The organism is Achromobacter sp. MFA1 R4, assembly GCF_900156745.1.
Classification (GTDB): domain Bacteria; phylum Pseudomonadota; class Gammaproteobacteria; order Burkholderiales; family Burkholderiaceae_B; genus Achromobacter.
Genome location: NZ_LT707065.1, coordinates 626,851 through 652,531 on the forward strand (window position 1 = coordinate 626,851; position 25,681 = coordinate 652,531).

Annotated in this window: 23 protein-coding genes; 10 read left to right on the top strand and 13 right to left on the bottom strand. The window is 67.8% G+C overall.

Going from position 1 to position 25,681, the window contains the following annotated elements:
* The first annotated feature begins 116 nt into the window (after window positions 1-116).
* The 7 genes from BXA00_RS02865 (at window position 117) to fabI (ending at window position 7,411) form a co-directional block, all read left to right on the top strand.
* Window positions 117-602, top strand: coding sequence for a GNAT family N-acetyltransferase (locus BXA00_RS02865; protein ID WP_076516031.1), 486 nt, complete (start codon window positions 117-119; stop codon window positions 600-602).
* 63 nt (window positions 603-665) lie between these two features.
* Window positions 666-995: a DHCW motif cupin fold protein gene (locus BXA00_RS02870; RefSeq protein ID WP_076516033.1), complete on the top strand. Its 330-nt coding sequence runs from the start codon at window positions 666-668 to the stop codon at window positions 993-995.
* A gap of 104 nt (window positions 996-1,099) precedes the next feature.
* The gene (gene yfcF / locus BXA00_RS02875; protein ID WP_076516035.1) at window positions 1,100-1,732 is read left to right on the top strand and encodes a glutathione transferase; all 633 of its coding nucleotides are present in this window, start codon (window positions 1,100-1,102) and stop codon (window positions 1,730-1,732) included.
* Window positions 1,733-1,915: 183 nt separating this feature from the next.
* Window positions 1,916-4,450, top strand: coding sequence for a DUF3141 domain-containing protein (locus BXA00_RS02880; protein ID WP_076516037.1), 2,535 nt, complete (start codon window positions 1,916-1,918; stop codon window positions 4,448-4,450).
* Window positions 4,447-5,391 (top strand): phosphate acetyltransferase, encoded by a 945-nt coding sequence (locus tag BXA00_RS02885; protein ID WP_076516039.1) that lies wholly within the window; start codon window positions 4,447-4,449, stop codon window positions 5,389-5,391. Before BXA00_RS02880 ends, BXA00_RS02885 begins: the two co-directional genes overlap by 4 nt.
* A gap of 65 nt (window positions 5,392-5,456) precedes the next feature.
* The gene (locus BXA00_RS02890) at window positions 5,457-6,641 is read left to right on the top strand and encodes an acetate/propionate family kinase (RefSeq protein ID WP_076516041.1); all 1,185 of its coding nucleotides are present in this window, start codon (window positions 5,457-5,459) and stop codon (window positions 6,639-6,641) included.
* Window positions 6,638-7,411, top strand: a complete 774-nt coding sequence (gene fabI / locus BXA00_RS02895) for an enoyl-ACP reductase FabI (RefSeq protein ID WP_076516043.1) — start codon at window positions 6,638-6,640, stop codon at window positions 7,409-7,411. Before BXA00_RS02890 ends, fabI begins: the two co-directional genes overlap by 4 nt.
* Window positions 7,412-7,437: 26 nt before the next feature.
* Here fabI and BXA00_RS02900 read toward each other — a convergent pair whose 3' ends face one another.
* From BXA00_RS02900 to tkt, 4 genes are all read right to left on the bottom strand, one after another.
* Window positions 7,438-9,126: a SulP family inorganic anion transporter gene (locus tag BXA00_RS02900; RefSeq protein WP_076516045.1), complete on the bottom strand. Its 1,689-nt coding sequence runs from the start codon at window positions 9,124-9,126 to the stop codon at window positions 7,438-7,440.
* Window positions 9,127-9,334: 208 nt separating this feature from the next.
* Window positions 9,335-10,531 carry a phosphoglycerate kinase gene (locus tag BXA00_RS02905; RefSeq protein WP_076516047.1) on the bottom strand — a complete coding sequence of 399 codons (1,197 nt, stop codon included), beginning with the start codon at window positions 10,529-10,531 and terminating at the stop codon, window positions 9,335-9,337.
* A 93-nt stretch (window positions 10,532-10,624) separates the two neighbouring features.
* Window positions 10,625-11,635 carry a type I glyceraldehyde-3-phosphate dehydrogenase gene (gap, locus tag BXA00_RS02910; RefSeq protein WP_076516049.1) on the bottom strand — a complete coding sequence of 337 codons (1,011 nt, stop codon included), beginning with the start codon at window positions 11,633-11,635 and terminating at the stop codon, window positions 10,625-10,627.
* Window positions 11,636-11,650: 15 nt separating this feature from the next.
* Window positions 11,651-13,687: a transketolase gene (gene tkt, locus BXA00_RS02915; RefSeq protein WP_076516051.1), complete on the bottom strand. Its 2,037-nt coding sequence runs from the start codon at window positions 13,685-13,687 to the stop codon at window positions 11,651-11,653.
* Between the two features lie 206 nt (window positions 13,688-13,893).
* On the opposite strand from tkt, the gene BXA00_RS02920 reads away from it, so the two are divergent.
* Window positions 13,894-14,652 carry a 16S rRNA (uracil(1498)-N(3))-methyltransferase gene (locus BXA00_RS02920; protein ID WP_076516053.1) on the top strand — a complete coding sequence of 253 codons (759 nt, stop codon included), beginning with the start codon at window positions 13,894-13,896 and terminating at the stop codon, window positions 14,650-14,652.
* A 15-nt stretch (window positions 14,653-14,667) separates the two neighbouring features.
* Here the strand turns inward: BXA00_RS02920 and BXA00_RS02925 are convergent, their stop codons facing one another.
* The 4 genes from BXA00_RS02925 to BXA00_RS02940 all read right to left on the bottom strand — a co-directional run bounded on the left by BXA00_RS02925 (window position 14,668) and on the right by BXA00_RS02940 (window position 19,675).
* Window positions 14,668-15,135: a barstar family protein gene (locus tag BXA00_RS02925; protein WP_076516055.1), complete on the bottom strand. Its 468-nt coding sequence runs from the start codon at window positions 15,133-15,135 to the stop codon at window positions 14,668-14,670.
* Window positions 15,132-16,361: a patatin-like phospholipase family protein gene (locus BXA00_RS02930; RefSeq protein ID WP_076516057.1), complete on the bottom strand. Its 1,230-nt coding sequence runs from the start codon at window positions 16,359-16,361 to the stop codon at window positions 15,132-15,134. Before BXA00_RS02930 ends, BXA00_RS02925 begins: the two co-directional genes overlap by 4 nt.
* Window positions 16,342-18,630, bottom strand: coding sequence for an NADP-dependent malic enzyme (locus BXA00_RS02935; RefSeq protein WP_076516059.1), 2,289 nt, complete (start codon window positions 18,628-18,630; stop codon window positions 16,342-16,344). Before BXA00_RS02935 ends, BXA00_RS02930 begins: the two co-directional genes overlap by 20 nt.
* 133 nt (window positions 18,631-18,763) lie before the next feature.
* Window positions 18,764-19,675 (bottom strand): FAD-binding protein, encoded by a 912-nt coding sequence (locus BXA00_RS02940; protein WP_076516061.1) that lies wholly within the window; start codon window positions 19,673-19,675, stop codon window positions 18,764-18,766.
* A gap of 43 nt (window positions 19,676-19,718) precedes the next feature.
* Between BXA00_RS02940 and BXA00_RS02945 the strand changes: the two genes are divergently transcribed.
* Window positions 19,719-20,879, top strand: coding sequence for a pyridoxal phosphate-dependent aminotransferase (locus BXA00_RS02945; RefSeq protein WP_076516063.1), 1,161 nt, complete (start codon window positions 19,719-19,721; stop codon window positions 20,877-20,879).
* A 96-nt stretch (window positions 20,880-20,975) separates the two neighbouring features.
* Here the strand turns inward: BXA00_RS02945 and BXA00_RS02950 are convergent, their stop codons facing one another.
* Entirely contained in the window at window positions 20,976-21,794 is an 819-nt protein-coding gene (locus tag BXA00_RS02950) for a lytic transglycosylase domain-containing protein (protein WP_076516065.1), read from the bottom strand.
* 81 nt (window positions 21,795-21,875) lie between these two features.
* Here BXA00_RS02950 and BXA00_RS02955 point away from each other — a divergent pair, with 81 nt between their 5' ends.
* Complete coding sequence (locus BXA00_RS02955; RefSeq protein WP_076516067.1) at window positions 21,876-23,420, top strand: UbiD family decarboxylase; 1,545 nt, start codon at window positions 21,876-21,878, stop codon at window positions 23,418-23,420.
* Between the two features lie 148 nt (window positions 23,421-23,568).
* Here BXA00_RS02955 and BXA00_RS02960 read toward each other — a convergent pair whose 3' ends face one another.
* The 4 genes from BXA00_RS02960 to BXA00_RS02975 all read right to left on the bottom strand — a co-directional run bounded on the left by BXA00_RS02960 (window position 23,569) and on the right by BXA00_RS02975 (window position 25,547).
* Window positions 23,569-23,931, bottom strand: a complete 363-nt coding sequence (locus tag BXA00_RS02960; protein WP_076516069.1) for a hypothetical protein — start codon at window positions 23,929-23,931, stop codon at window positions 23,569-23,571.
* Window positions 23,932-23,934: 3 nt separating this feature from the next.
* Window positions 23,935-24,351 carry a phage holin family protein gene (locus BXA00_RS02965; protein WP_076516071.1) on the bottom strand — a complete coding sequence of 139 codons (417 nt, stop codon included), beginning with the start codon at window positions 24,349-24,351 and terminating at the stop codon, window positions 23,935-23,937.
* A gap of 68 nt (window positions 24,352-24,419) precedes the next feature.
* Window positions 24,420-24,737 (bottom strand): YqjD family protein, encoded by a 318-nt coding sequence (locus BXA00_RS02970; protein WP_056326638.1) that lies wholly within the window; start codon window positions 24,735-24,737, stop codon window positions 24,420-24,422.
* 84 nt (window positions 24,738-24,821) lie between these two features.
* A complete protein-coding gene (locus BXA00_RS02975) occupies window positions 24,822-25,547 on the bottom strand; it encodes a hypothetical protein (protein WP_076516073.1) in 726 nt (241 codons plus the stop codon).
* Window positions 25,548-25,681 lie beyond the last annotated feature (134 nt).

A 25,681-nucleotide genomic window follows, 5' to 3' on the forward strand; every position in this document is an offset into this window, starting at 1 on the left:
TTTGCCAGGTTGGAAACGGCGCATAATGGTCGGTTTGGCGCGCGTCCGACCTGGTCGCGCCGCTTCCCGACATCATCCATCGCGGGCCCCGCGCGCCCGCGCGAAGGAAACCGAACGTGCTGGACATCATCGACGTCGACTTCAACGACCCGGAACACGGCCGCCAGGTGTTGGCCATGCTGAACGAATACGCCAGCGGACCCATGGGCGGCAACACGCCCCTGCCCGCCCATGCGCAGGCCAACCTGATCGCGGAACTGGCCCGCCGCCCCACCGCCCACGCCCTGCTGGCCCGCATCGATGGCCAGGCCGCCGGCGTGGCGATCTACCTCGAGGGATTCTCCACCTTTGCGTGCCGTCCGCTGCTCAACCTGCACGATCTGGCGGTGGCGCCGACGTTCCAGGGCCGCGGCGTGGGCAAGCAACTGCTGGCCGCGCTGGAGGACCGTGCGCGCCAGATGGGCTGCTGCAAGATCACGCTGGAAGTGCTGGAAGGCAACGCCGTCGCCCAGGGCCTGTACCGCAAGCAGGGCTTTGAGGGCTATGCGCTGGACGAGACCACCGGGCGCGCCATGTTCTGGCAGAAAAAGCTGGCCGCCTGAATGGCGTAGTATGTGTTTTCGCCCCGGATGACCGGGGCCAGCACCCACACCGCAGGAATCACGATGAAGATGAGCAACATCCCCTTCGGCACCACCGACTGGTCCGAAGTGGAACGCACCGAACACGCCGGCGACACCGGGATGGCGTACTGGCGGACCCGCCATTTTGGCGATCTTCGCGTACGCATGGTGGAGTACACGGCCGGCTACCTGGCCGACCACTGGTGCACCAAGGGCCACATCCTGTTCTGCCTCGAAGGCGAACTGCACACCGAGCTGGAAGACGGCCGCCAGTTCGTGCTGACGCCGGGCATGAGCTACCAGGTGGCCGACCAGGCCGAACCGCACCGCTCATCCACCGCCACCGGCGCCAGGCTTTTCATCGTGGACTGACGCGCCGGCGCGACACGTCCGGGCTGCCGTTGCGTTACGCTTTGCAAACGCAGGCGCCCCGCGCAGCCTGACCATACGTTACCCGCCTGACCCGGAGACAAGCCTTGGGCGCCCCGATTACGCTATACGTCGACTCCCTGTTCCTCAGCCCCTTCGCCATGTCGGTCTATGTGGCGCTGACCGAAAAGCGCCTGCCATTCGAAGTGCGTCCCATCGATCTGGACGCCGGCGAGCAGCGCATGCAGCCGTTCCAGTGCCGCGCGCTCACCTCGCGGGTGCCGGCCATGACGCACGCGGATTTCAACCTGACCGAATCGAGCGCCATCGCCGAATACCTGGACGAAGCCTTTCCCGCGCCCGAGCACGCCGCCCTGTTTCCGGCCGGCCTGCGCGAGCGCGCCCGCGCCCGCCAGCTCCAGGCCTGGCTGCGCAGCGACCTCACGGCCCTGCGCCAGGAACGCCCCACCGAAACCGTGTTCTACGGAGAAGCCGGCCAGCCCCTGTCCGACGCCGGCCATGCCGCCGCGGCCAAGCTGATCCTGGTGGCCAGCCATCTGGTGGGCGTCCACCAGACCACGCTGTTCGACGAGTGGTGTATTGCCGACACGGACCTTGCGGCCATGCTCAAGCGTCTGGAGCAGGACGACCTGCCAGACACCCTGCGCGCCTACGTCGACGCCCAGTGGCAGCGGCCGGGCGTGCAGAAATGGCTGGAGCACAACGCCGCCGCCCGCTGACCAGATTGAAGCGGCTCAACCGGAAGCGGGCCGATCCATCCCGTTTTGACGCCGCGCATGCGATCGGATGTTGCACCGCACCATCCGTTGCGGTGTAATGGGGAGGTCAACGCCGCCGGTTCCAATAGGGACCGGCCCGCCGGGCGGCGCTTTGCCGCCGGGAGCAATCTACAGGAGATCGCCATGGCCGAATCCGGCACCGATCACACGCCCGTCCCGTCCTTCAACCCCTGGACGGCCGCGTACGAATATGCGGTGGACGCCTGGCAGCGCGGCGTGCTTTACGCTGACGTGATGCGCCAGCGCGGCAATCAGTACCACGATCACATGGCCAAGCGCGCGCCCAATGTGCTCAGCATGGACTTTGAACTGGTGCTCGACGGCCGCGAGCTTCCGCGCCCCGTCAACTACGGCCTCTTGCGCATCACGCCCCCGGAGGGCGTGGAAGTGGACCCGATAAAGCGCCCCTTCCTGGTGGTGGACCCGCGGGCCGGCCACGGGCCGGGCATCGGCGGGTTCAAACCCGAAAGCGAAATCGGCGTCGCCGTGCGGGCGGGACACCCCTGCTACTTCGCGACGTTCCTCCCCCAGCCCATGCCCACGCAGACCGTCGAAGACGTGATGATGGCCGAGGCCCGCTTCCTGGAAGAAATCATCGCCCTGCACCCCGACGCGGAAGGCAAGCCGGTCGTCGTGGCCAATTGCCAGGCGGGCTGGCAGATCATGATGACCGCCGCCGTGCATCCCGAGCTCTTCGGCCCCATCATCGTGGCCGGCGCCCCCTTGTCGTACTGGGCGGGCTGGCGCGGCATGAACCCCATGCGCTATGCCGGCGGCCTGCTGGGCGGAAGCTGGCTCACCGCGCTGACCAGCGACCTGGGCAACGGCAAGTTCGACGGCGCCTGGCTGGTGCAGAATTTCGAGAACCTGAATCCGGCCAACACCTTGTGGTCCAAGCAGTACAACCTGTACTCCAAGGTCGACACCGAGGCCAGCCGCTACCTGAGCTTCGAGAAGTGGTGGGGCGGCCACGTCTTCCTGAACGGGCCCGAGATCCAATACATCGTCGACAACCTGTTCGTGGGCAATCGCCTGGCCACCGCCGGCCTGGTCACCTCCGACGGCATCCGCATCGACCTGCGCAACATCCGCTCGCCCATCGTGGTGTTCTGCTCCAAGGGCGACAACATCACCCCGCCGCCCCAGGCGCTGGGCTGGATACCCGATCTGTATCAGAACGAGGCCGAAATCCTCGCGCACGGCCAGACCATCGTGTACGCCGTCCATGAAAGCATCGGCCACCTGGGCATCTTCGTGTCGGGCAGCGTGGCCCGCAAGGAACACCAGGAATTCACCTCCAACATCGACATGATCGATGTGCTTCCGCCGGGCATCTACGAAGCCGAAATCGTCGACAAGACGCCGGATACGCCCAACGCGGACCTCGCCTTCGGCAACTATGTCCTGTCTTTTGAACAGCGCAAGCTGGACGACGTGCGCGCCATCGTCGACCGCAACGAAGAAGACGACCAGCGCTTTGCCGCCGTGGCCCGCATTTCCGACATCAATCTCGGCATGTACCGCAGCTTCGTGCAGCCGTGGGTGCGTGCCATGGTGACGCCCCAATCGGCCGAATGGATGCAGCGCATGCATCCGCTGCGCCTGCCCTACGAACTGATCTCCGACCGCAACCCGCTGATCGCGCCGGTCGCCAAGGTGGCCGAACAGGTGCGCGAAAGCCGGCAGCAGGCCTCGCCCTCCAATCCCTTCCTGGTCGCGCAGGAGATGTTCTCGAACATGGTCGAGACCGGCCTGAACATCTGGCAGGAAATGCGCGACTCGGCCGACGAACGCGCCTTCATGGGCATCTACGGGTCGCCGGTGGTGCAGGATCTGGCCGGCCTGGGCGCCAAGTCCGGTCCGCCGCGCAAGCATCCCGGGGTGTCGCCCGAGCATCGCCGCTTCATGGAAGAGCGCGCCGCGGAACTGCGTTCGATGCTGCAGGAAGGCGGCCTGCGCGTGGCCGCGATCCGGATGCTGCTGTATGTCTCGGGCGCCGAAGGCGGCCTGGACGAGCGCAGCTTCGCCCTGATCCGCAAGATGCGCGCCGAAGCCGACAACGCGCTGACCCTTGAACAGTTCAAGGACGTCATCCGCGAACAGGCCCTGATGATGACGCTGGATTCGACCGCCGCGATCCAGGCCATGCCGCACCTGCTGGAAGGATCGACGGCGGCTGAAATCCGCGCCGGCCTGGACGCCATGAAGAGCGTGCTGGAAGCCGCCGAACCGCTCAGCGACGCGGCGCGTGAAAGCCTGAACGACATGGAGCGCATCTTCGAAGCGGCCGAGCGGCGCGCGCAGCGGCGCGAACAGCCCCAGCCGGCGGCCCGCCGGCGCGCCGCCAAGGCGGCCGATGCGGGCAACGGCGCGCAGGATGCGGCCGAGCCCGCGAACGGCAGCGCGGTCGACGAACTGGTCCAGGCCGCCGCGCAGGTGCCGGACAAGACGGCCAGGCAACACCCCGCCGCGGCCCGCAAGGCGGCTAACGGGGCCTCGCCGGCCAAGGGCGCCGACAACCCCGCGGGCAAGACCGCGGCCAGAAGCCGGCCCGGCAGCGCGGCCAAGACGTCCGCCGAAGCGTCCGCCAGCGCACCGGCGCGGCGTGCCGGCGGCAAGGCGGCTTCCCGCCAACCTTCCAAGGCCAAGACATCATGAGCCTGCCCACCTCCACGCACTACGACAAACTCATCGCGCGCGCCCAGACGCTGGAGGCGACGCCCTGCGCCATCGCCCATCCCTGCGACGAACCCTCGCTGTCGGCGGCGCTGGAGGCGCGCGACCTGGGCCTGCTCAAGCCCATCCTGGTCGGCCCCGAAGGCAAGATCCGCGACACCGCCGCGCAGTTCAAGCTGAACCTGGGCGATGCGCGCATCGTCGATGTGCCGCACAGCCACGCGGCCGCCGAAGCCGCGGTGGCGCTGGTGCGCAGCGGCGAGGCCGCGCTGCTGATGAAGGGCAGCCTGCACACGGACGAACTGATGCACGAGGTGGTGGCGCGCACCACCGGCCTGCGCAGCGGCCGGCGCATCAGCCATGTGTTCATCATGGAAGTGCCGACCTACCCGGAACCGCTCTTCATCACCGACGCGGCCATCAACATCTTTCCCGACCTGGAAACCAAGGCTGACATCATCCGCAACGTGATCGACCTGCATCGGGGATTGGGGCTGGGCGAGCCGCGGGTGGCGATCCTGTCGGCGGTGGAACAGGTCACCCCCAGCATCCCCAGCACCATCGAAGCCGCCGCGCTGTGCAAGATGGCCGACCGCGGCCAGATCTCGGGCGGCGTGCTGGACGGCCCGCTGGCGCTGGACAACGCCATCAGCCCGGACGCGGCGCGCATCAAGGGCATCCGGTCGCCCGTGGCCGGGGTGGCGCAGGTGCTGGTGGTGCCCGACCTGGAGGCCGGCAACATGCTGGCCAAGAACCTGACTTTCCTGGCGAACGCCGAAGCCGCCGGCATCGTGCTGGGCGCGCGCGTGCCCATCATCCTGACCAGCCGCGCCGACAGCCCGCGTTCGCGCCTGGCCTCGTGCGCGGTGGCGGCGATCTACGCCCACCACCTTGCCCAGGAGCAGGCCAAGCCCCTGGCCTGACAGCAGGCCCCCTGCCCGCTCGCGCGGGCTCCGAGCGACTTGTCTCAACGTGGAAGCACACCGCCATGAGCGACACCATCCTCGTCATCAACGCCGGCAGTTCCAGCATCAAGTTCTACCTGTACGACATCGACGACAAGCACGCGCTCGCGCCCAGGCTGGGCGGCCAGCTGGAGGGCATCGGCACCACGCATCCCCGTCTGCGGGTGCGCGACGCGTCGGGGCAGGCGCTGGTGGAACGCGACATCGCGCCCAGCCATGCCCCCGACGTGCCCAACGCGCAGGAAGTCGTGGGCACCTGGCTGAGCGGCCATCTGGGCGGCGCGCCCCTGGCCGTGGGGCATCGCGTGGTCCACGGCGGGCCCGACCTGTCCGAGCCCGTGCTGGTCGATGACGACATCCTGACCAGGCTGGCCGCCTTCACGCCGCTCGCGCCGCTGCACCAGCCCAACAACCTGGCGCCGATCCGCGTCATCCGCGAGCGCCGGCCGTGGATTCCGCAGGTCGCCTGCTTCGACACGGCGTTCCATCGCAGCCACTCCGACGTCGCCGACCGCTACGCGCTGCCCGAGCGCCTCTACCTGGAAGGCGTGCGCCGCTACGGCTTTCATGGCCTGTCGTACGAGTACATCGCGCAGCGCCTGAAGCAGGCGCTGCCGGACATCGCCATGGGCAAGATCATCGTCGCCCACCTGGGCTCCGGCGTGTCGGCCTGCGCCATGCACCAGGGCAAGAGCGTGGACAGCACCATGGGCTTCACGGCGCTGGAGGGCCTGCCCATGGGCACCCGGCCGGGGCGCCTGGACCCCGGCGTGGTGCTCTGGATGATGGAACAAGGCATGAGCCACGATGAGATCGAGCACATGCTGTATTACGACTGCGGCCTGAAGGGCCTGTCCGGCATCAGCAACGACATGCGCGAGCTGCTGGCCAGCGATGCGCCATCGGCCAAGCGGGCGCTCGAATACTTCGCCTGGCGCGTGGCCGAAGGCATGATCGGCCTGGGCTGCGCCATGAACGGCATCGACGGCATCGTCTTCACGGCGGGCGTCGGCGAAAACTCCGCCGAGATCCGCCAGGCGATCAGCCAGCACTGGGGCTGGCTGGGCATCAAGCTGGACCCGGAACGCAATGCCCGGCACGGACCGCGCATTTCCAGCGACGACAGCCGCATCGGCGTGTACGTGGTGCGCACGAACGAAGAGCTGATCATCGCGCAACACACCCTTGCCCTCGTGAGGCAGCAATGAGCGCGCACCTGCCGCTCGCGGGCAAGCGCGGCCTGGTGACGGGCATCGCCAATGCCGATTCCATCGCGTGGGGCTGCGCCAAGGCGTTTCGCGCGATGGGCGCGGAACTGGCCGTGACCTACCTGAACGACAAGGCGCTGCCCCACGTGGCCCCGCTGGCGCAGCAGGTGGGCGCCCCCTTGCTGATGCCGATGAACCTGCTGAACGACGGCGAGCTGGAAGCCGTGTTCGATCGCATCACGGCCGACTGGGGCGCGCTGGATTTCGTGCTGCATTCCGTGGCCTACGCGCCGCGCGACGACCTGCACGGCCGCGTCACGGATTGTTCGCGCGCGGGCTTTCTGCAGGCGATGGACGTGTCGTGCTGGTCGTTCATCCGCATGGCCCACCTGGCCGAACCGCTGATGGCCCGCGGCGGCACGCTCTTCTGCATGAGCTATTACGGCTCGCAGATGGTCGTGGAGCACTACAACATGATGGGGCCGGTGAAAGCTGCGCTGGAATCGGCCACCCGCTATCTCGCGGCGGAGCTGGGGCCGCAAGGCATCCGGGTGCATGCGATTTCGCCGGGACCGCTCAAGACGCGCGCCGCCTCTGGCATCGCGGAGTTCGACACCATGCTGGACCGCGCCCAGGCCAAGGCGCCCGCGCGCAGCCTGGTGTCGATCGACGACGTGGGCGAAGCCACCGCGTGGCTGGCCACCGATGCGGCGCGTTTGATGACGGGACAGACGCTGTATATCGACGGCGGCTATCACATCATTGACTGACCGCCCGGCCTGTCCTGGCCCGCCGCTCAGGCCAGCGTGTCGGGCGCATCCTGGCGCCAGCGCTCGATGGCCTCGACCGCCTGCTCGGGACTGCCGAAGATCTTGTTCTGGCCGATCTTGTTGACCAGGCCCGAGCGCTGCAGCGCCTCGCGGAACTTGCCATGCCCGCCCGCCACCACCAGCGTGATGCCGCGCTCGTCCAGCACGCGCTTGAGTTCGTACAGCGCCTCGACCGCGTCGGCGTCGGCCTGGGTCATGGCTTCGGCATCCAGCACGAACCAGCGTACGTCGCCCGCCTGCTCGATGACCTCGCGCGCCCGCCGGCGGAAGGCGTCGGCGTTGAAGAACCACACCGAGGACTCGAACAGCCAGATCACCACGCCGGGCACGGGCTGGGCCTCGGGGTTCAGGTGCAGCTTGCCCAGCACGGTTTCACCAGGCAGGCGGCCCAGCAGCGCATCGCGGGGATTGCCGGACACGTACATGGCGTACAGCAGCGTCGCTCCCACCGAGACGGCCACGCCCTGCAGCACGCCGAACCCCACCACGCCCACCGCCGCCAGCACGCCGAAGGCCAATTCGATCCGGGAAATCCGGGCCAGCCGCTTGAAGGCCTGCCAGTCGAACAGGCTGGCCGCGGCCAGCAGCAGAATGGCCGACAGCGCGAACTGCGGCAGCCAGTACAGCGGCGCGCTCAGCAGGCCCACCACGACCGCCAGCGCGGCGGCGGCGCTGATGCTGACCAGCGGCGACGAACCGCCGGCCACCAGTCCCACCGCCGTGCGCGAATCGGCGCCCGTCACGACGTAGCCCTGGAACAGGCCGGCCGCGACGTTGGCCGCCCCGAAGCCCACCAGTTCGCGGTTCGGGTCCACGTGTTCACCCGTGCGGGCCGCAAAGCTGCGGGCCGTCACGATGCCGCTGGAAAAGCTGACGACCAGCACGCCCGCGGCCCCGAGCAGGACCCCGTCCACGTTGTCCAGACGCACCGGCAGGCTGAGCGCCGGCAGCCCGGCCGGCACGTCGCCCACTACGGCAATGCCCAGCGCCGGAAAATTGAATAGCCACGACAGCAGGCAAGTCGCGACCACCAGCAGGATGGGGGCAGGCCACGCGGGGCGCCAGCGTTTGACGGCCACCAGGAATACGCACGACGCCACGCCGAGCACCAGCGTGGGCCAGCGGATTTCGGCGAGCCGCTGCGACAGCTCCATGAAGGGATTGATCAGGCCGCTGTTGCGCAGTCCCACGCCGGTCAGGCCGCTGAGCTGCGACGTGGCCAGCGTGATCGCCACGCCCGCCATGTAGCCAATGAGCACGGGCCGCGACAGCAGGTTGGCGAGCACGCCCAGGCGCAGGACGCGCGCGATCAGGCAGCCCACGCCCACGGTCAGCGCAATGGCGGTGGCGCCCAGCAGCCGGTCTTCGGGCGTGGTCAGCGCCATGCCGGTCAGGGTGGCGGCGATCAGGGTGCAGGTGGCGGTGTCGGGGCCCACGATGAGGGTGCGCGACGACCCGAAGAAGGCGTAGGCGAGCATGCCCGCGATGGCGGCCCACAGGCCGGCGACGGGCGGCACGCCCATCATGGCGGAATAGGCCAGGCCGACGGGCAGCGCCACGGCGGCCACGCTCAGGCCCGCGGCGACGTCGCGACGCGCCGACTCACGGGAAATGCCCTGGAAGTTGGCCAGGCCGGGAATAAAACGGAAGTTCATGGTGCTGCGGGACGACCGGAAGAAGGGACTCCCGCAAGGCGCGGGTCGACCGCCTAGCCTACACCAACCCGATCGCACGGCGTGCGCGGGAAATCAAGACAATGGCATTGCAAGGGTGTCTGACACCCGTTCCGGTGTCTGACACCGCTTGCGCGGGCCCGGGCATCACGCCGGCATGCCGGGGTGTCAGACACCTTCCCCGGGCAGATCAGCCCGCGGCGCGGGCTTCCAGCACGGCCACGGCCGGCAGGGTCTTGCCTTCCAGGAATTCCAGGAACGCGCCGCCGCCGGTCGAGATGTAGCCAACCTGCTCGCCGATCTTGTACTTGGCGATGGCGGCCAGCGTGTCGCCGCCGCCCGCGATCGAAAAGCCTTCGGAGTCCGCGATGGCGCGCGCCACCACTTCCGTGCCATGGGCGAACTGGTCGAACTCGAACACGCCCACGGGGCCGTTCCAGACGATGGTGCCGGCCTGCTTGAGGATGTCGGCCAGTTGCGCCGCGGTCTGCGGGCCGATGTCCAGGATCATGTCGTCGTCGGCCACGTCGGTGGCCGCCTTGACGGTGGCCTCGGCGTCGGCGCCGAAGGACTTGGCGCACACCACGTCCACCGGGATCGGCACGGCCGCGCCGCGCTTTTTCATGATGTCGATGACGGCGCGGGCCTGGTCGACCTGGTCGGGCTCGGCCAGCGACTTGCCGATGGCCAGGCCGGCGGCCAGCATGAAGGTGTTGGCGATGCCGCCGCCCACGACCAACTGGTCGACCTTGTCGGCCAGCGATTGCAGGATGGACAGCTTGGTCGACACCTTGGAGCCGCCCACGATGGCGACCAGCGGACGCTTGGGCTCATGCAGCGCACGGCCCAGGGCTTCCAGTTCGGCTTCCAGCAGCGGGCCGGCGCAGGCCACGGGCGCGAAGCGCGCGATGCCGTGGGTGGTGGCTTCGGCGCGGTGCGCGGTGCCGAAGGCGTCGTTGACGTAGACGTCGCACAGCGCGGCCATCTTCTTGGCCAGCGCCTCGTCGTCTTTCTTTTCGCCGACGTTAACCCGGCAGTTCTCCAGCAGCACGACCTGGCCGTGGTCGACCTGCACGCCGTCGACCCAGTCGCGCACCAACTGCACGGGCATGCCCAGCAGTTCGGACAGGCGCTGGCCGACCTTGCCGAGCGAATCGGCCTCGGTCAGCACGCCTTCCTTGGGGCGGCCCAGGTGGGAGGTGACCATCACGGCGGCGCCGGCATCCAGCGCCAGGCGGATGCCGGGCACGGAGGCGCGGATGCGGGTGTCTTCGCTGATGCGGCCGGCGTCATCGAACGGGACGTTCAAGTCGGCGCGGATGAACACACGCTTGCCGGACAGGGCGCCGGCCTTAGCCAACGCGGACAAAGTTTTGACCTTGGACATATTTGGATTCCTTCGGTAGGCGAACAAAGGGGACGAACCCATTTTCCGCAATGGCGGAAAACAAATCCGTCCCCTTATGGACTGGCGGCGTGCTTACTTGGCTGACATCAGCGCGACGGTGGTGTCGAGCATGCGGTTCGAGAAGCCCCACTCGTTGTCGTACCAGGACGAGACCTTGACCAGGCGGCCCGAGACCTTGGTCAGCGACGCGTCAACGGTGCTGGAGGCCGGGTTGTGGTTGTAGTCCACCGAGACCAGGGGTTCGGTGTTGTAGTCCAGGATGCCCTTCAGTTCGCCTTCGGAGGCGGCCTTCAGGATGCTGTTCACTTCTTCGACGGTCGTGTCGCGGCTGGCCACGAAGGACAGGTCGACGATCGACACGTTGATGGTCGGGACGCGGATGGCGTAGCCGTCCAGCTTGCCGTTCAGTTCCGGCAGCACCAGGCCCACGGCGGCGGCAGCGCCGGTCTTGGTGGGGATCATGCTCATCGTGGCCGAACGCGCGCGGCGCAGGTCTTCGTGGTAGACGTCGGTCAGGACCTGGTCGTTGGTGTAGGCGTGAACGGTGGTCATCAGGCCGTTTTCCAGGCCCAGCTTGTCGTTCAGCGGCTTGACCAGCGGGGCCAGGCAGTTGGTGGTGCACGAGGCGTTGGAGATGACGGTGTCCGTCGCCTTCAGCACGCCGTGGTTCACGCCGTAGACGATGGTGGCGTCGACGTCCTTGCCGCCGGGGGCCGAGATGATGACCTTCTTGGCGCCGCCCTTGATGTGCGCGCCGGCCTTTTCCTTGGTGGTGAAAAAGCCCGTGCATTCCAGCACGACGTCGACCTTCAGGTCGCCCCAGGGCAGTTCGGCCGGGTTGCGGTTGGCCAGGACGCGGATCTTGTCGCCGTTGACGACCATGAAATCGCCGTCGACTTCGACGGTGCCCGGGAACTTGCCGTGGGCGGTGTCGTAGCGCGTCAGGTGCGCGTTCGTCTTGGGATCGCCCAGGTCGTTGATGGCGACGATTTCGATATCGTGCTTCTTGCCACCTTCATAGTGGGCACGCAGGATGTTGCGGCCGATGCGACCGTAACCGTTGATGGCGACGCGAATGGTCATGACTAAGCTCCTTTTTTACAAAACTTGCTTGACGGTCTCGGCCACCTTGTCGGCGGTCAGCCCGAAGAACTTGAACAGGGCGCCAGCGGGCGCGGATTCGCCGTAGCGGTCGATGCCGACCACGGCGCCTTCCAGCCCCACGTACTTGTGCCAGAAGGCGGTCACGCCGGCTTCGACGGCCACGCGCGGCAGGCCCTTGGGCAGCACGGACTGCTTCCAGGCGGCGTCCTGCTTGTCGAAGACGTCGGTGCTGGGCATGGAGACCACGCGCACGGCGATGCCTTCCTTGGCAAGCTGGGCCTGCGCGTCCAGCGCGATGGCGACTTCCGAGCCGGTGGCGATGATGACGGCGCGGGCGCCGTCGGCGTCGCGCAGCACGTAGCCGCCGCGGGCGATGGCGTCCACGGTGGCCGCGTCGCGCTGCACGAAGGGCAGGTTCTGGCGCGACAGCAGGAGGGCCGTCGGGCCGCCGTCATGCACATCCATGCCGATGCTGGCCGGACGCGTCACGGCGGCGTTCCAGGCCACGGCGGTCTCGGCGGTATCGCAGGGGCGCCACAGCGACAGGTTGGGAATCAGGCGCAGGCTGGCCGCGTGTTCGATGGACTGGTGGGTCGGGCCGTCTTCGCCCAGGCCGATCGAGTCGTGCGTGAACACGTGGACGACGCGCTGCTTCATCAGCGCGGCCATGCGGATGGCGTTGCGCGAGTAGTCGGAGAACGTCAGGAACGTGCCGCCGAACGGCAGGTAGCCGCCGTGCAGCGCGATGCCGTTCATGATGGCGGCCATGCCGAATTCGCGCACGCCGTAGTTGATGTGGCGGCCGAACTGGATGCCTTGTTCGCCGGCGCGGACGGCGGCGACGCCCTTCCAGTCGGTGAAGTTGGAGCCGGTCAGGTCGGCCGAGCCGCCCAGCATTTCCGGCAGCAGCGGCGCCAGCGCGGCGATCGCGAATTGCGAGGCCTTGCGGGTGGCGACGGTTTCGCCCTTTTCGAGGGTGGCGGCCAGGAAGGCCTTGAACTGGTCGGCGTAGCCGGCGGGCATTTCGCCCTTCATGCGGCGGGCGAATTCAGCGGCTTCGGCGGGGAATTCGGCGGCGTAGGCGTCAAAGCGCGACTGCCATTCGGCCTGGGCTTGCTCGCCCTGCTTGCGGCCGTCCCAGCCGTCGTAGATGTCCTGCGGGATCTGGAAGGGTTCCGACGACCAGCCCAGCGCGGCGCGCGTGGCGGCGATTTCGTCCTTGCCCAGCGGGGCGCCGTGCACGTTGTGCGTGCCGGCCATGTTGGGCGAGCCCTTGCCGATCACGGTGCGGCAGACGATGAGCGTGGGCTTTTCCGATTGCGAGCGCGCGGCCTTGATGGCGGCGTCCACGGCGGCGACGTCATGGCCGTCCACGCCGCGGATGACGTTCCAGCCGTAGCCTTCGAAGCGCTTGGCGGTGTCGTCGGCGAACCAGTGCTCGACGTGGCCGTCGATGGAGATGCCGTTGTCGTCGTACAGCACGACCAGCTTGCCCAGCTTGAGCGTGCCGGCCAGCGAGCACACTTCGTGCGAGATGCCTTCCATCAGGCAGCCGTCGCCCGTGAAGGCGTAGGTGTGGTGATCGACCAGGGTGTGGCCCGGCTTGTTGAATTCAGCAGCCAGCAGCGCTTCGGCCAGCGCCATGCCCACGGCATTGCCCAGGCCCTGGCCCAGCGGGCCGGTGGTGGTTTCCACGCCCGGGGTGATGCCCACTTCGGGGTGGCCCGGCGTCTTGGAATGGAGCTGGCGGAAATTCTTGAGTTCTTCGATGGGCAGGTCGTAGCCCGTCAGGTGCAGCAGGGCGTAGATCAGCATCGAACCATGGCCGTTGGACAGCACGAAGCGGTCGCGGTTGGCCCAGGCGGGATCCTTGGGATTGTGGCGCAGGTTGCCGGCCCACAAGGCTTGGGCGATTTCCGCCATGCCCATGGGAGCACCCGGATGCCCGGAGTTCGCTTGTTGCACGGCATCCATCGCGAGGGCGCGGATGGCATCCGCCAAGGCAAGTTTAGGGGCGGTCGGATTGCTCATTCGGAAGGCTCTTTGAAACTGGCGCGCCTACGTTGGAAATAGGGCCAGTTGAGTAGGTTGCGAAGCAGGAGATTTTAGCATCAGGGGATTTCCCGGACGCCATCGCCCGGATGCCCTATGTAATCGGGGGTTTCCAAGGGAAAGGGGCGAGCGGTGGTAGGCTACGCGTACTCGTCAGAACGCCCCGTTTCCCGCTACCTGCCCCCATGCCCGCCCCCCGTTTCTATTGCGACGTTCCCCTGGCCGCCGGCGCCCGCATCGCCCTTCCCGACGCCCTAGCCCATCATGCCGTGCGCGTGCTGCGCCTGCGCGCCGGCGAGGCCATCACGCTGTTCAACGGCCTGGGCGGCGAATTTCCCGCGGTGCTGGAAATCGACGGCAAGGCGGGCTATGCCCAGCTTGGCGAGTTCAATCCCCGCGAGGCCGAACTGGGCGGACGCATCACGCTGGCGCAGGGCCTGCCCTCCGGCGACAAGATGGACTGGGTGGTGGAAAAGGCGGTGGAACTGGGCGCGGCGCGCGTCTGCCCCATCGCCGCGCAGCGCAGCGTGCTGCAATTGTCCGGCGCCCGGCTGGAAAAGCGCGTGGCGCACTGGCAGCGCATCGCGCAGTCGGCCGCCGAGCAATGCGGCCGCAACCGCCTTATGGCCGTGGATGCGCCGCAGGCGCTGGCCGACTGGCTGGCCCAGCCCGCCGACGGATTGCGGCTGCTCTGCCACCCCGAGGCCGACCAGGACCTGGCCGGCCTGCTGCAAGGCGGATCGGGGGCATCGGGGGCATCGGGGGCATCGGGCACGCAGGCCCTGACCCTGCTGATCGGCCCGGAAGGCGGATGGTCGGACAAGGAATTGGACGCGGCCCGCCAGGCGGGCGTGCAGGCCGTGCGCTTCGGTCCGCGCGTGCTGCGCACCGAGACGGCCGGACTGGCGCTGATTTCGGCGATCAGCGCGCTGCAGGGCTGGTAGTCCGGCCCGGCCGGATCAGTCGTTTTCGCCGTACGGGGCCGCGGCCACGCCGGGCTCAGGATCGGGATGCTTGCCCGCGTGTTCGATCACGTAGGCAAAGACACGGCCGTTTTCGTGCGCGAAATCCGCGACGTCGGAACAGACGGTTTCGATGCGGACCGCGTCTTCTTCCAGCGCCGGATCGCCGGAATGCAGCCGGTACAGCCACAGCACCACGCCAGACTTGTGGTCCAGCACCGTGTCGCATAGGCAGTCGTACAGGGCATCCAGGTTGCCGCCGAAGTACTCGGGGAAATCCACGGCCTTGACGATGGCGCGCAATACCGCCGAGCGGCTGCGGCAGGGGTCGCAATTGGCGACAAACAAGGACAGGCCAAGTTCGTGCGCGGCGTCCACCACGGCCTTCTTGTCCAGCCCGTCGTGAGCCAGCGCTCCGCCGCGCATGAGCTGCCGCTGCAAAGTAGATTGGCCATTGCGCGTCATGCCTGTGCCTCCCTGAAAAAGGCGATCACTTCGTCGTTACGCTGCATCGTATCGGCATAACCCAGTTCAATCAATCGCTTGGTGTAGCTCGCTTCGAAGAGGAGATAGGACATCAGCGCCCCTCCCCCCGGACGGCCTGGATCGGACGATACACCGAGTACGCGGAAAAGCGCACGCGCCTGGGCGGGCATGTCCTGCAAATGCTCGAGCGCCATCAGGTCCAGCGACTGGCTGGGCGTGAGGGTCAGCACCTCGACGCGGCGCACGGCGGGCGGCGCGCCATTGGGGCCGGCGTGCTCCATCAGGTAGTTGATGCGCTCCAGGCGCTCGACGTCCGCCGACAGGCTGTCCAGGAAGATGCTGGACAGCGCGTGCCCGCCCACCTGGGCCAGCGACGGATACGGCGGCGAATCGGCGCGCGCCTCGGGGTGGGTGTCGTCGCGGTAGCCCGTGCCGATCACCAGCACCCGGTGCGCGCCCAGGTGAATGGCCGGGCTGATCGGCGCGAGCTGGCGCATCGAGCCGTCGCCGCACCATTCGCCCTTGCCGTGCACGTGCACCTGGCGGGCGGGAAAGACAAAGGGAATGGCCGACGACGCCATCAGGTGGTCGATATTGATGGGCGTGGGTATCGCCAGCCGCAGATAGCGGTGCCAGGGCTCGATCCGGGTGTGCGCCTGGTAGAAGGTCAGGTGCTCGCCGCTGGTGTAGCCCGAGGCCGTGATGGCCAGCGCGGACAGCGCGCCGCCTTCCAGGTTGGACTGCAGGTTGCGAAAGTCCAGCACCCGCTCCAGCAGCGCCTGCATGGGGGCATTGTCCAGCAGGGAGTGCGGGCGCTTGCGCGTCAGGCCGGAGTACATCCAGCCCAGCGACAGCAGGCCCAGCCAGCGCACGCCCGTGCGGATCAGGCCGGGCGCGTCGGCCCGGTAGATCATGTCGGTGTTCAGCGACGACCACAGGCGGCGGATGCGGCGCACGCCCAGGTGGGGCCGGTCGGCGCGGCAGGCCAGCGCCGCGGCGTTGATGGCGCCGGCGGATGTGCCGCAGATGATGTCAAACGGGTTCTGAAAATGGGAATGCCAGTCCGGGTCCAGCAGCTCCATGATGGCGCTGAGCACGCCGACCTGGTAGGCGGCGCGCGCGCCGCCGCCCATCAGCACCAGGCCGGTGGGCGTGCGCGGGCACGCCCTGCCGGCCGGCGTCACTTCAACGCGGTGTATTGACATCGACCACCGTCATCGCGGTCATGTTGACGATGCGGCGCACGGTGGAACTGGAGGTCAGGATATGCACCGGCGCGTTGCAGCCGAGCAGGAACGGGCCCACGGCCACGTTGCCGCCCGCCGCCGTCTTGAGCAGGTTGTAGGCGATGTTGCCGGAATCCACGTTCGGGCACACCAGCAGATTGGCCTCGCCCTTGAGCGTGGACGAAGGCAGGATGCGCATGCGCAGGGCCTCGTCCAGCGCGCAGTCGCCGTGCATTTCGCCGTCGATCTCAAGCTCGGGATCCATCTGGCGCACCAGTTCCAGCGCACGGCGCATCTTGGCGCCCGACGCCGAACTGCCCGAGCCGAAGTTCGACCGCGACAGCAGCGCTGCCTTGGGCGCCAGGTACAGCCGGCGCATTTCGCGCGCGGCGGCCACGGTGAACTCGGCGATCTGTTCGGCCGAGGGCTCGTCGTTCACATGCGTGTCCACCAGCACCACCGTGCGCTCGTTGAGCAGCAGGATGTTCATGGCGGCGTACACATTGTGGCCCGGGCGGCGGCCGATGACTTCATCCACGAAACGCAGATGGTCGTGGTAGGCGCCGACGGACCCGCAGACCATGCCGTCGGCATCGCCCAGGTGCACCATCATCGCGCCGATCAGCGTCATGCGGCGGCGCATTTCCACGCGCGCCATTTCCTTGGTGATGCCGCGGCGGCACATGCGCTCCCAATAGGTGGTCCAGTACTGGTGGAAGCGTTCGTCGTATTCCGGGTTGGTGACCTCGACGTCTTCGCCCAGACGCAGGCGCAGGCCCAGCTTTTCGATGCGGGTCAGCAGCACCGACGGGCGGCCCACCAGGATGGGGCGGGCCAGGCCCTCGTCGACCACTACCTGCACGGCGCGCAGCACGCGCTCGTCTTCGCCTTCCGCGAACACGATGCGGGCGGGGCCGCCCTCGCGCACGATGCGTTTGGCCGCCGAGAACAGCGGCTTCATGAACGCGCCCGAGTGGTACACGAACTGCTGGAGCTGCTCTTCGTAGGCTTCCAGGTCGGCCAGCGGGCGCGTCGCCACGCCGCCTTCCATCGCGGCCTTGGCCACGGCCGGCGCAATGCGCACGATCAGGCGCGGGTCGAAAGGCTTGGGGATCAGGTATTCGGGACCGAACGAGATGTCGAACGTGCCGTAGGCCGCGGCCACGACTTCGTTCTGTTCTTCCTCGGCCAGTTCGGCAATGGCGTACACCGCCGCCTTTTCCATTTCGCGGGTGATGGTCGTGGCGCCCACGTCCAGCGCGCCGCGGAAGATGTACGGAAAGCACAGCACGTTGTTGACCTGGTTCGGGTAGTCCGACCGGCCCGTGGCCATGACCACGTCGTCGCGCACGCCGTGCGCCACTTCCGGCAGGATTTCCGGCGTGGGGTTGGCCAGCGCCAGGATCAGCGGACGCGAACCCATCGCGGCCACCATTTCCGGCTTGAGCACGCCGCCGGCCGACAGGCCCAGGAACACGTCGGCGTCCTGGATCACCTCGGCCAGCTTGCGTGCGTCGGTCTTTTGCGCGAAGCGCGCCTTGTCCGGGTCCATCAGCGTGGTGCGGCCTTCGTAGACCACGCCTTCGATGTCGGTGACCCAGATGTTTTCCAGCGGCAGGCCCAGGTCCACCATCAGGTCCAGGCAGGCCAGCGCCGCGGCGCCCGCGCCCGACGTGACCACCTTGACCGTCTTGATGTCCTTGCCCACGACCTTCAGGCCGTTGATGAAGGCGGCCGACACGCAGATCGCCGTGCCGTGCTGGTCGTCGTGGAACACCGGAATGTTCATGCGCTCGCGCAGCTTGCGCTCCACCGTGAAGCACTCGGGCGCCTTGATGTCTTCCAGGTTGATGCCGCCGAAAGTGGCTTCCAGGCCGGCGATGATCTCGACCAGCTTATCCGGGTCGGTTTCGTTGATTTCGATGTCAAAGACATCCAGGCCGGCGAACTTCTTGAACAGCACGGCCTTGCCTTCCATCACCGGCTTGGAGGCCAGCGCGCCGATGTTGCCCAGGCCAAGCACCGCCGTGCCGTTGGTGATGACGCCCACCAGGTTGCCGCGCGCGGTGTAGCGGAACACATTGGCCGGATCGGCCACGATTTCCTCGCAGGCCGCCGCCACGCCGGGCGAGTACGCCAGCGCCAGGTCGCGCTGGTTCGTCAACTGCTTGGTGGGCGTGACAGAGATTTTGCCGGGGCGCCCGTGCTCGTGATATTCAAGGGCGGCTTTGCGAAGGTTGGCATCCATAGGGCGGCTACTGGCTAGAGTGTGTGACACGGAAAGAGGAGGAATTCTATTCCCATGACGCGCCACGCGATACGGCACGCCTTTCTCTTTCTTGAGATCGAGCGCCGAAATTTTACAGAAAGCTGAATGATTTTCAGACTTCAGGCCACAGGATTTCAGGGAAGCAGCCGTCGGGATCGAACAGGCTCTTGACGCGTCCGTCCAGGCGGACGGTCGCCAGGCCAGGAGCGTCGGGCGCGGATCGGGCCGACGCGCCGCCGTCGGCATCGGCGCCGTTCCAGGCCGGCACATCGGCCAGCAACGCGCCATTCAGCCAGGCCAGCGTGCCGCCGTGGCCCAGCAGCAGCTGCGCCAGGTTGACGGTGGCCGGCGCCTCGGGCTTGAGCGCGTCCAGGCGGTAGCGGCCCAGCCAGTGATAGCCGTCGTGGGTCGCGAAGGCGTCGCCGCCGGACGCAAGCTGGAACAAGGCGGGCACCAGGCGCTGAACCGTGGCCGAGCGCAGCGGCTGGACGTCCGATTCGCCGAACGCCCCCAGCGTCTCTTCGACGCCATCGGCCAGCAGCACGTCCGCCCCCAGCAGGCCCGAGGCCGCGCAGCGTCCCGCCGGCCAGGGCGCCGGCGCCGCCACCCATTGGGCTAGCGTCATGTCGCCCGGCAGTCCGGCGAATTGCCGCAGGCCGGCGCGGGCCAACTCGGCCAGCGTCACGCCCGGCTGCGCGCGCCAGCGCGGCGCGGGGCCATCGAGCCGGGTCAAGCCGGTCAACAAGGCGGGGTCCACCCGCAGGCGCGGCCGGGCCGAGGGCGCGAACGGCCCGGCCGCGCCCTCCAGTTCCATGACCACGCGGTATTCGGCGCACAGCTTGCGCGCTTGCGCGGCGTCGGCGTCGCGGGCGGGCGTGAGGATGGCGCACGCGCCGTCCGGCCCGCCCTCGCCCAGGTCGCGGACCTGGCCCTGGCACACCAGCGCCAGGCGTTGCAGGAAGGCCGCCCAGGGCGTCTGGACCGGGCGACGGCCAAGGAGAAAGGCGCGCCGGGATGGCTGCATGACTACAATTCCTTTTTTGCTAGATGACGCTTTCGAGATTCCAATGCCCCGCCTCGCCGACCGCACCCATGATTTCCTGACGTTCCAGGTAATGGAACTGTTCAAGCAGGCGCAGGCGCTGCAGGCGGCTGGCAAGGACATTATCAGCCTGGGCATCGGCGAACCGGACTTTACCGCGCCCCCCCAGGTCGTGGAAGCGCTGGACCGCGCCGCCCGCGCCGGGCTCAGCGGCTACAGCCCGGGCGCGGGGATCGCCCCGCTGCGCGAGGCCATCGCCCGCTTCTACCAGGAGCAGTTCGGCGCCTCGATCGACCCGCGCCGCGTGATCGTCACGGCAGGCGCCTCCGGCGCCCTGACGCTGGCCTGCGCGGCCCTGGTGAACCCGGGCGGCGAGGTGCTGATGCCCGACCCCTCCTACCCCGCCAACAGCAATTTCGTGCTGGCCGCGGGCGGCAGGCCGCGCCTGATTCCCAGTACGGCGGAAAAGCGCTTCCAGTTGTCCGCCGCCGACGTGGCCCGGCATTGGACGCCCGCCACGCAAGGCGTGATGGTGGCCTCGCCCAGCAACCCCACCGGCACCTCCATCGCCCACGGCGAACTGGCCCAACTGCTGGCGCAGGTGCGCGAGCGCGACGGCTTTGCCATCGTCGACGAAATCTACCTCGGCCTGTCCTATGACGGCCAGCCGCGGTCTGCGCTGACGCTGGACGACGACGTCATCGTGATCAACAGCTTCTCCAAGTATTTCCACATGACGGGCTGGCGCCTGGGCTGGATGATCGTGCCCGAGGGCATGGTCGCGGCGGTGGAAAAGATCGCCTCCAGCCTGGCCATCTGCGCCCCCACCCTGGCCCAGCACGCCGCGCTGGCCTGCTTCACCCCCGCCGCGCTGAAGATCTTCGAACACCGCCGCGAAGCCTTCAAGCAGCGCCGCGACTACCTGCTGCCGGAGTTCGAGCGCCTGGGCATCGACGTGCCGGTCAAGCCGGACGGGGCCTTCTATATCTATGCCGACATCAGCAGCCTGGGCATGGACAGCGCCGCGTTCTCGCAGCGGCTGCTGCTGGAAGCGGGCGTGGCCGCCGTCCCGGGCCTGGACTTCGGCCCGGCGCATGCGGCGCACACCATGCGGTTCTCGTATGCCACCGGGCTGGACCGCCTGGAAGAGGCGGTGGCCCGGATGGGCGTGCTGCTGCAACGCTGACCCCCAAAGCCAAAGCGCGCCCGCGAGGGCGCGCTTCTTTGTAGAGCCGGGGGCATGGAACCGGCCATGGAGCGGGGCACGAGCCCGGGCGAAGACTCAGTCGCGCGCGATGGCGATGCCGGACGCCAGCGCCAGGCGGCGGCGTTCCGCCTGCACCTTGGCGCCGTAGCCGTTGTCGTCCGGCCCGGTGGAACCCACGTAACAAGCCAGGCCGCCGTCCACGGAACCGCGCCGGTTGATGCAGTCGCGCAGGATGGTGGCGCCCACGCGGATGTTGGCCGCGGGGTCCAGCGGATTCTTGCCGACCGCGTCGAACTTGTCCTGGTGGACACTGGTCATGACCTGCATCAGGCCCTGCGCGCCGACGTGGCTTTCCGCCAGCGGGTTGTAGCGCGACTCGATGGCGATCACGGCCAGCACCAGCAAGGGATCAAGCTGCTTTTCGCGGCTGACCTTGTACACGGTGTTCAGGAGCGGACCGGTCGCGTCATAGGCGACCTTGTACTTGCGCGAGATATAGTTGCGCAATGCTTCCGCCTGTGGCCCCGTGGCCGCCGAGGCGGGCGTCTTGGGCGCGGGCGGCGCGATACGGGCCGGCCCCAGCATGCCGGTGGCGTTGCTGGCGGGTGCGGCGGGAACGGCCATGGCAATGGCCGACGACGTGTCGGCACCCAGTTCGGAGCCGGCTTCGGAATCGGAGCTGGCCTGCATGGACGAAGGCGCGAGGGCGGTCAACAAGGCTTTGTGCACTTGCAATGCCTGGTCGCGCAAACCAGGCAGGGCGAATCCCATGCTTACCGTCACAATGACCGCAATGCCCAGGTAAACAGAGCAAATGCGCAGGGACTCGGCAAGATATTGGTGCACTCCTTGGGCCAAGTGCCTGAACAGGCTGGCCACTGACGCATCGGGCATGGAACCTCCTGCGTAAAAAAGAGGGAGTCAATGTTAACCTCTCTTTGAACCTGAAATGTAACCAAATAGCAGGGATCTGTAGTGAAATACCGCGACCTTAGAGACTTCATCGCCCAACTCGAACGGATGGGCGAGCTCAAACGCATTGGCGCCCCGGTCTCCACGCAACTGGAAATGACCGAAATTTCCGACCGCGTGCTGCGCGCCAAAGGGCCCGCCCTGCTGTTCGAAAACGCCCGCCACAATGGCCAGCCCGCGCAGATGCCGGTGCTGGCCAACCTGTTCGGCACCCCGGCCCGCGTGGCGCGGGGCATGGGCGCCGACAACGTCAGCGCCCTGCGCGACATCGGCGAGCTGCTGGCCTCCCTGCGCGAACCCGAAGCGCCCAAGGGCCTGCGCGATGCGCTGGCCAAGGTGTCGATGCTGAAATCCGCGCTGTGGGACATGAGCCCCAAGAACGTCAAAAGCCCCGCCTGCCAGGAGATCGTCTGGGAAGGCAAAGACGTGGACCTGACCCGCCTGCCGATCCAGACCTGCTGGCCGGGCGACGTTGCGCCGCTTCTGACGTGGGGCCTGGTCATCACGCGCGGACCCAACGCCAAGCGGCAGAACCTGGGCATCTACCGCCAGCAGTTGCTGGGGCCGAACAAACTGATCATGCGCTGGCTGTCGCACCGCGGCGGCGCGCTGGACTTCCGCGACCATGCCATCGCGAACCCCGGCACGCCATTTCCGATCGCGGTCGCCCTGGGCGCCGATCCGGCCACCACCCTGGGCGCGGTCACGCCCGTGCCCGACAGCCTGTCCGAATACCAGTTCGCCGGTCTCCTGCGCGGCTCGCGCACCGAGGTCGCGCAGGCGCTGGGCAGCAATCTGTCGGTGCCGGCCTGGGCCGAGATCGTGCTGGAGGGTCACCTGCTGCCGTCCTCGGATCCGCGCGCCATCAAGCCCGTGGTCCCCGACGGCGTCAATCCGCCGCCGGACAGCGGCTACGAGATGGCGCTGGAAGGTCCCTACGGCGACCACACCGGGTACTACAACGAGCAGGACTGGTTCCCGGTCTTCACCGTCGAGCGGATCACGATGCGGCGCAACCCCATCTATCACTCGACCTACACGGGCAAGCCGCCCGACGAGCCGGCCGTGCTGGGCGTCGCGCTGAACGAAGTCTTCGTGCCGCTGCTGCGCCGCCAGCTTCCGGAAATCGTGGATTTCTACCTGCCGCCCGAAGGCTGCAGCTACCGCCTGGCCGTGGTGTCGATCCGCAAGCAGTACGCCGGCCACGCCAAGCGCGTCATGTTCGGCTTGTGGAGCATCCTGCGCCAGTTCATGTACACCAAGTTCATCGTGGTCGTGGACGAGGACATCAATCCGCGCGACTGGAAGGAAGTGGTCTGGGCCATGACCACCCGCATGGACCCGGTGCGCGACACGCTGCTGGTCGAGAACACGCCGATCGACTACCTGGACTTTGCCTCACCGGTGTCCGGCCTGGGCGGCAAGATGGGCCTGGACGCCACCAACAAGTGGCCGGGCGAGACCAGCCGCGAATGGGGCACGCCCATCACGATGGATGCCGACGTCAAAAAGCGCGTGGACGACATGTGGGGGCAGCTGGGGCTGTAGCCGCCCGCAATCCGCCGAGCAGGCCGCTACGCAGCCCGCCGCCGAAATGAATAACCCCGCCGCTGAACGCCCCCGGATGCCCGACGGATGTCAGGCTGGCGGGGCGGGATTCAAGCGGCGGGGTTTTTTTGCTGCGTGCGGACTGGCGTCAGCCGCGCTCCCTGTCGTCATCCTGCCGCATGCCGCGCCAGGCCTTGAACAGTTGCCAGCCCACGAAGGCGCCGCCGGCCAGCTTCAGGAGCTTGCCGCGCTTGCCCCCGCGCATGAACATGGCGGACAGGGACGAACTGATGATGGGATAGCGCCGCGCCAGGGTGATCGCCTGCAAGGCCCAGCGCGAGGCGCCGCCCGACGCAAGGCCGGGCAGCATGCCGCGGATGAGCGCGCCGGGCTCGAGCTTGCGCCCGGCCGAGACGATGCTCTGCGCCAATGATTCGCGCTCGATCGCGGCGCGGGCGCGCAGCAGTTCGATGCGCACGGCGCGGTCGACGGAGGGAGATCTCTTGTGCATGGCTCAGGGCTCCTCGCGCCGGCGGACCGCCGGCTCGTCGTCGGCATGCGCCTCGCGCACCCGGTCCAGCAATTCCGCATCGCGACCCAGCTCTTCGAGCGTGGCCGAAAACGGCGCCGGTCCGTACACGAGCCCGTGGCGCACCACGAGCAACAGCACCACGCCGGCCACGCCGTAGAAGGCCGCCAGCAGACCCAGCGCCAGGTAGCGGTCTTCCGTGGGCCAGAACGCCACGGCGATGGTGATGGTGGCCACCAGCACCGCCAGCGTCAGGAATAGCAAGGCCGCAAACGCCAGGCCCAGCAGCTTGAGCAGGCGCGCCTTTTCGTCCGCGGCTTCCAGAGCCAGCAGCTCCAGCCGCGTGCGCATCAGCCCGACCAGGCTGGAGGCAACACCGAAAACAGTTTTTCGTAGACCCATGGCTGAAAGAACGCCGGGCGGCAGGCGCCGGCATGTCGCCGCGCCTGCCGCCCGGACGTTCTGCCCTGTCAGCGGCGGCTGATCAGCAAGCCGAGCAGCAGGCCGGTCACGCCTGCCACCCCGATGGCTTGCCAGGGATTGTCGTGCACGTAGTCGTCCGTCGCGCGGGCCGCCTTGCGCCCGCGTTCGAGGACGGCGTCCTGCGCTTCGTACAGCGCCTCGCGCGTGCGCCGCAGCGACGTCAGGGCGCGGTCGCGCAGTTCGTTGGCCTTGTCGCCCGTGCTGCTGGCCGCTTCGCGCAGCAGGCTTTCGGCGTCATTCAGGCTGGTCTTGACACTGTCGATGAGTTTTTCTTTTGCGACGTCTTCGGATTTTCTCGTTGCCATTTTCTTGAGCTCCTGTTGTGTGTCCATGACGAATCGATGATACCAGCCACCACGCGGGCGATATCGCCCGCATGCTACCGGGTGCTACTTGATCTGCGTAATCTCAACCGCGGACTTCACGCCGCCCTGGTCGATGTCCTGTTTCATCACCAGATTCACGGCCGGGCAATACCAGTCGGTGACAGTGGTGTTCATGCCGGGGATGGGAATCGTCAGGCCCTGGAACGTGGCCATGGTGGGATCCGAGTTGCGCGTGTAGGTGATCGGGTGGCAGGACTGCTGGCCCAAAGCGGTGTCGAGCGAAGTCTTGGGCCCCACCTTCTTTTCGCCGATGCGCACGGTGGTGCTGGGCTGTCCGCCCACGGGCGCTTCCTTGCCAATCTTGAGGCGGAACGACGAGCCCGGCAGCTTCTGGCCGGCGTTGAGCTTGCCGTCATAGGCAAAGAGGCCGAGCATCCGCAGGTCGAACTGGCCCTCGGACGGCTTGGGCGCTTCGCCGGCGCTCGCGTAGCGCAGGAACGTTGCCTGGCCGCCCTTGACCGTCATCAGGTAATCGAGCTTGGATTTGCCGGGCGGCAGGCCCGCGTAGCTGAATCGGGCGACGCCCTGCACGCGCGCGCGGCAGTTGTCGCCATTGCTTTTTGTAACCTCGGCGAATGTCAGGTCGGCGCCCAGCGCCAGATTGCCCGACCCGGTGAGCTGCACCGCGCCGCCATCATGCATGAACTGCGCGTCGCACACGCCAGCCTGCGCCGTGGCGGCCGCGCCCATCGCGCCCGCCAGAATAACCAGGGATGCCGCTTTTCGCATCGTCGTCACAAGCCACTCCAGAAATCCGAAAACGCCGTCCGCGCCTTGGCTGACAGCTGGCTTGATACTACACCGGTTGCCGCGCGCGGCGTATGTCCGAACGTGTCGGGCGCGGCGCGGCTTCAGCACGGGAT

What these genes read in the sequence shown, in the direction of transcription:
- BXA00_RS02870 (WP_076516033.1), top strand. Translation starts at nt 666, where the DNA reads ATGAAGATGAGCAACATCCCCTTCGGCACCACCGACTGGTCCGAAGTG.
- BXA00_RS02880 (WP_076516037.1), top strand. Translation starts at nt 1,916, where the DNA reads ATGGCCGAATCCGGCACCGATCACACGCCCGTCCCGTCCTTCAACCCC.
- BXA00_RS02885 (WP_076516039.1), top strand. Translation starts at nt 4,447, where the DNA reads ATGAGCCTGCCCACCTCCACGCACTACGACAAACTCATCGCGCGCGCC.
- BXA00_RS02890 (WP_076516041.1), top strand. Translation starts at nt 5,457, where the DNA reads ATGAGCGACACCATCCTCGTCATCAACGCCGGCAGTTCCAGCATCAAG.
- fabI (WP_076516043.1), top strand. Translation starts at nt 6,638, where the DNA reads ATGAGCGCGCACCTGCCGCTCGCGGGCAAGCGCGGCCTGGTGACGGGC.
- BXA00_RS02900 (WP_076516045.1), bottom strand. Translation starts at nt 9,126, where the DNA reads ATGAACTTCCGTTTTATTCCCGGCCTGGCCAACTTCCAGGGCATTTCC.
- BXA00_RS02905 (WP_076516047.1), bottom strand. Translation starts at nt 10,531, where the DNA reads ATGTCCAAGGTCAAAACTTTGTCCGCGTTGGCTAAGGCCGGCGCCCTG.
- gap (WP_076516049.1), bottom strand. Translation starts at nt 11,635, where the DNA reads ATGACCATTCGCGTCGCCATCAACGGTTACGGTCGCATCGGCCGCAAC.
- tkt (WP_076516051.1), bottom strand. Translation starts at nt 13,687, where the DNA reads ATGAGCAATCCGACCGCCCCTAAACTTGCCTTGGCGGATGCCATCCGC.
- BXA00_RS02920 (WP_076516053.1), top strand. Translation starts at nt 13,894, where the DNA reads ATGCCCGCCCCCCGTTTCTATTGCGACGTTCCCCTGGCCGCCGGCGCC.
- BXA00_RS02925 (WP_076516055.1), bottom strand. Translation starts at nt 15,135, where the DNA reads ATGACGCGCAATGGCCAATCTACTTTGCAGCGGCAGCTCATGCGCGGC.
- BXA00_RS02930 (WP_076516057.1), bottom strand. Translation starts at nt 16,361, where the DNA reads ATGTCAATACACCGCGTTGAAGTGACGCCGGCCGGCAGGGCGTGCCCG.
- BXA00_RS02935 (WP_076516059.1), bottom strand. Translation starts at nt 18,630, where the DNA reads ATGGATGCCAACCTTCGCAAAGCCGCCCTTGAATATCACGAGCACGGG.
- BXA00_RS02940 (WP_076516061.1), bottom strand. Translation starts at nt 19,675, where the DNA reads ATGCAGCCATCCCGGCGCGCCTTTCTCCTTGGCCGTCGCCCGGTCCAG.
- BXA00_RS02945 (WP_076516063.1), top strand. Translation starts at nt 19,719, where the DNA reads ATGCCCCGCCTCGCCGACCGCACCCATGATTTCCTGACGTTCCAGGTA.
- BXA00_RS02950 (WP_076516065.1), bottom strand. Translation starts at nt 21,794, where the DNA reads ATGCCCGATGCGTCAGTGGCCAGCCTGTTCAGGCACTTGGCCCAAGGA.
- BXA00_RS02960 (WP_076516069.1), bottom strand. Translation starts at nt 23,931, where the DNA reads ATGCACAAGAGATCTCCCTCCGTCGACCGCGCCGTGCGCATCGAACTG.
- BXA00_RS02965 (WP_076516071.1), bottom strand. Translation starts at nt 24,351, where the DNA reads ATGGGTCTACGAAAAACTGTTTTCGGTGTTGCCTCCAGCCTGGTCGGG.
- BXA00_RS02970 (WP_056326638.1), bottom strand. Translation starts at nt 24,737, where the DNA reads ATGGCAACGAGAAAATCCGAAGACGTCGCAAAAGAAAAACTCATCGAC.
- BXA00_RS02975 (WP_076516073.1), bottom strand. Translation starts at nt 25,547, where the DNA reads ATGCGAAAAGCGGCATCCCTGGTTATTCTGGCGGGCGCGATGGGCGCG.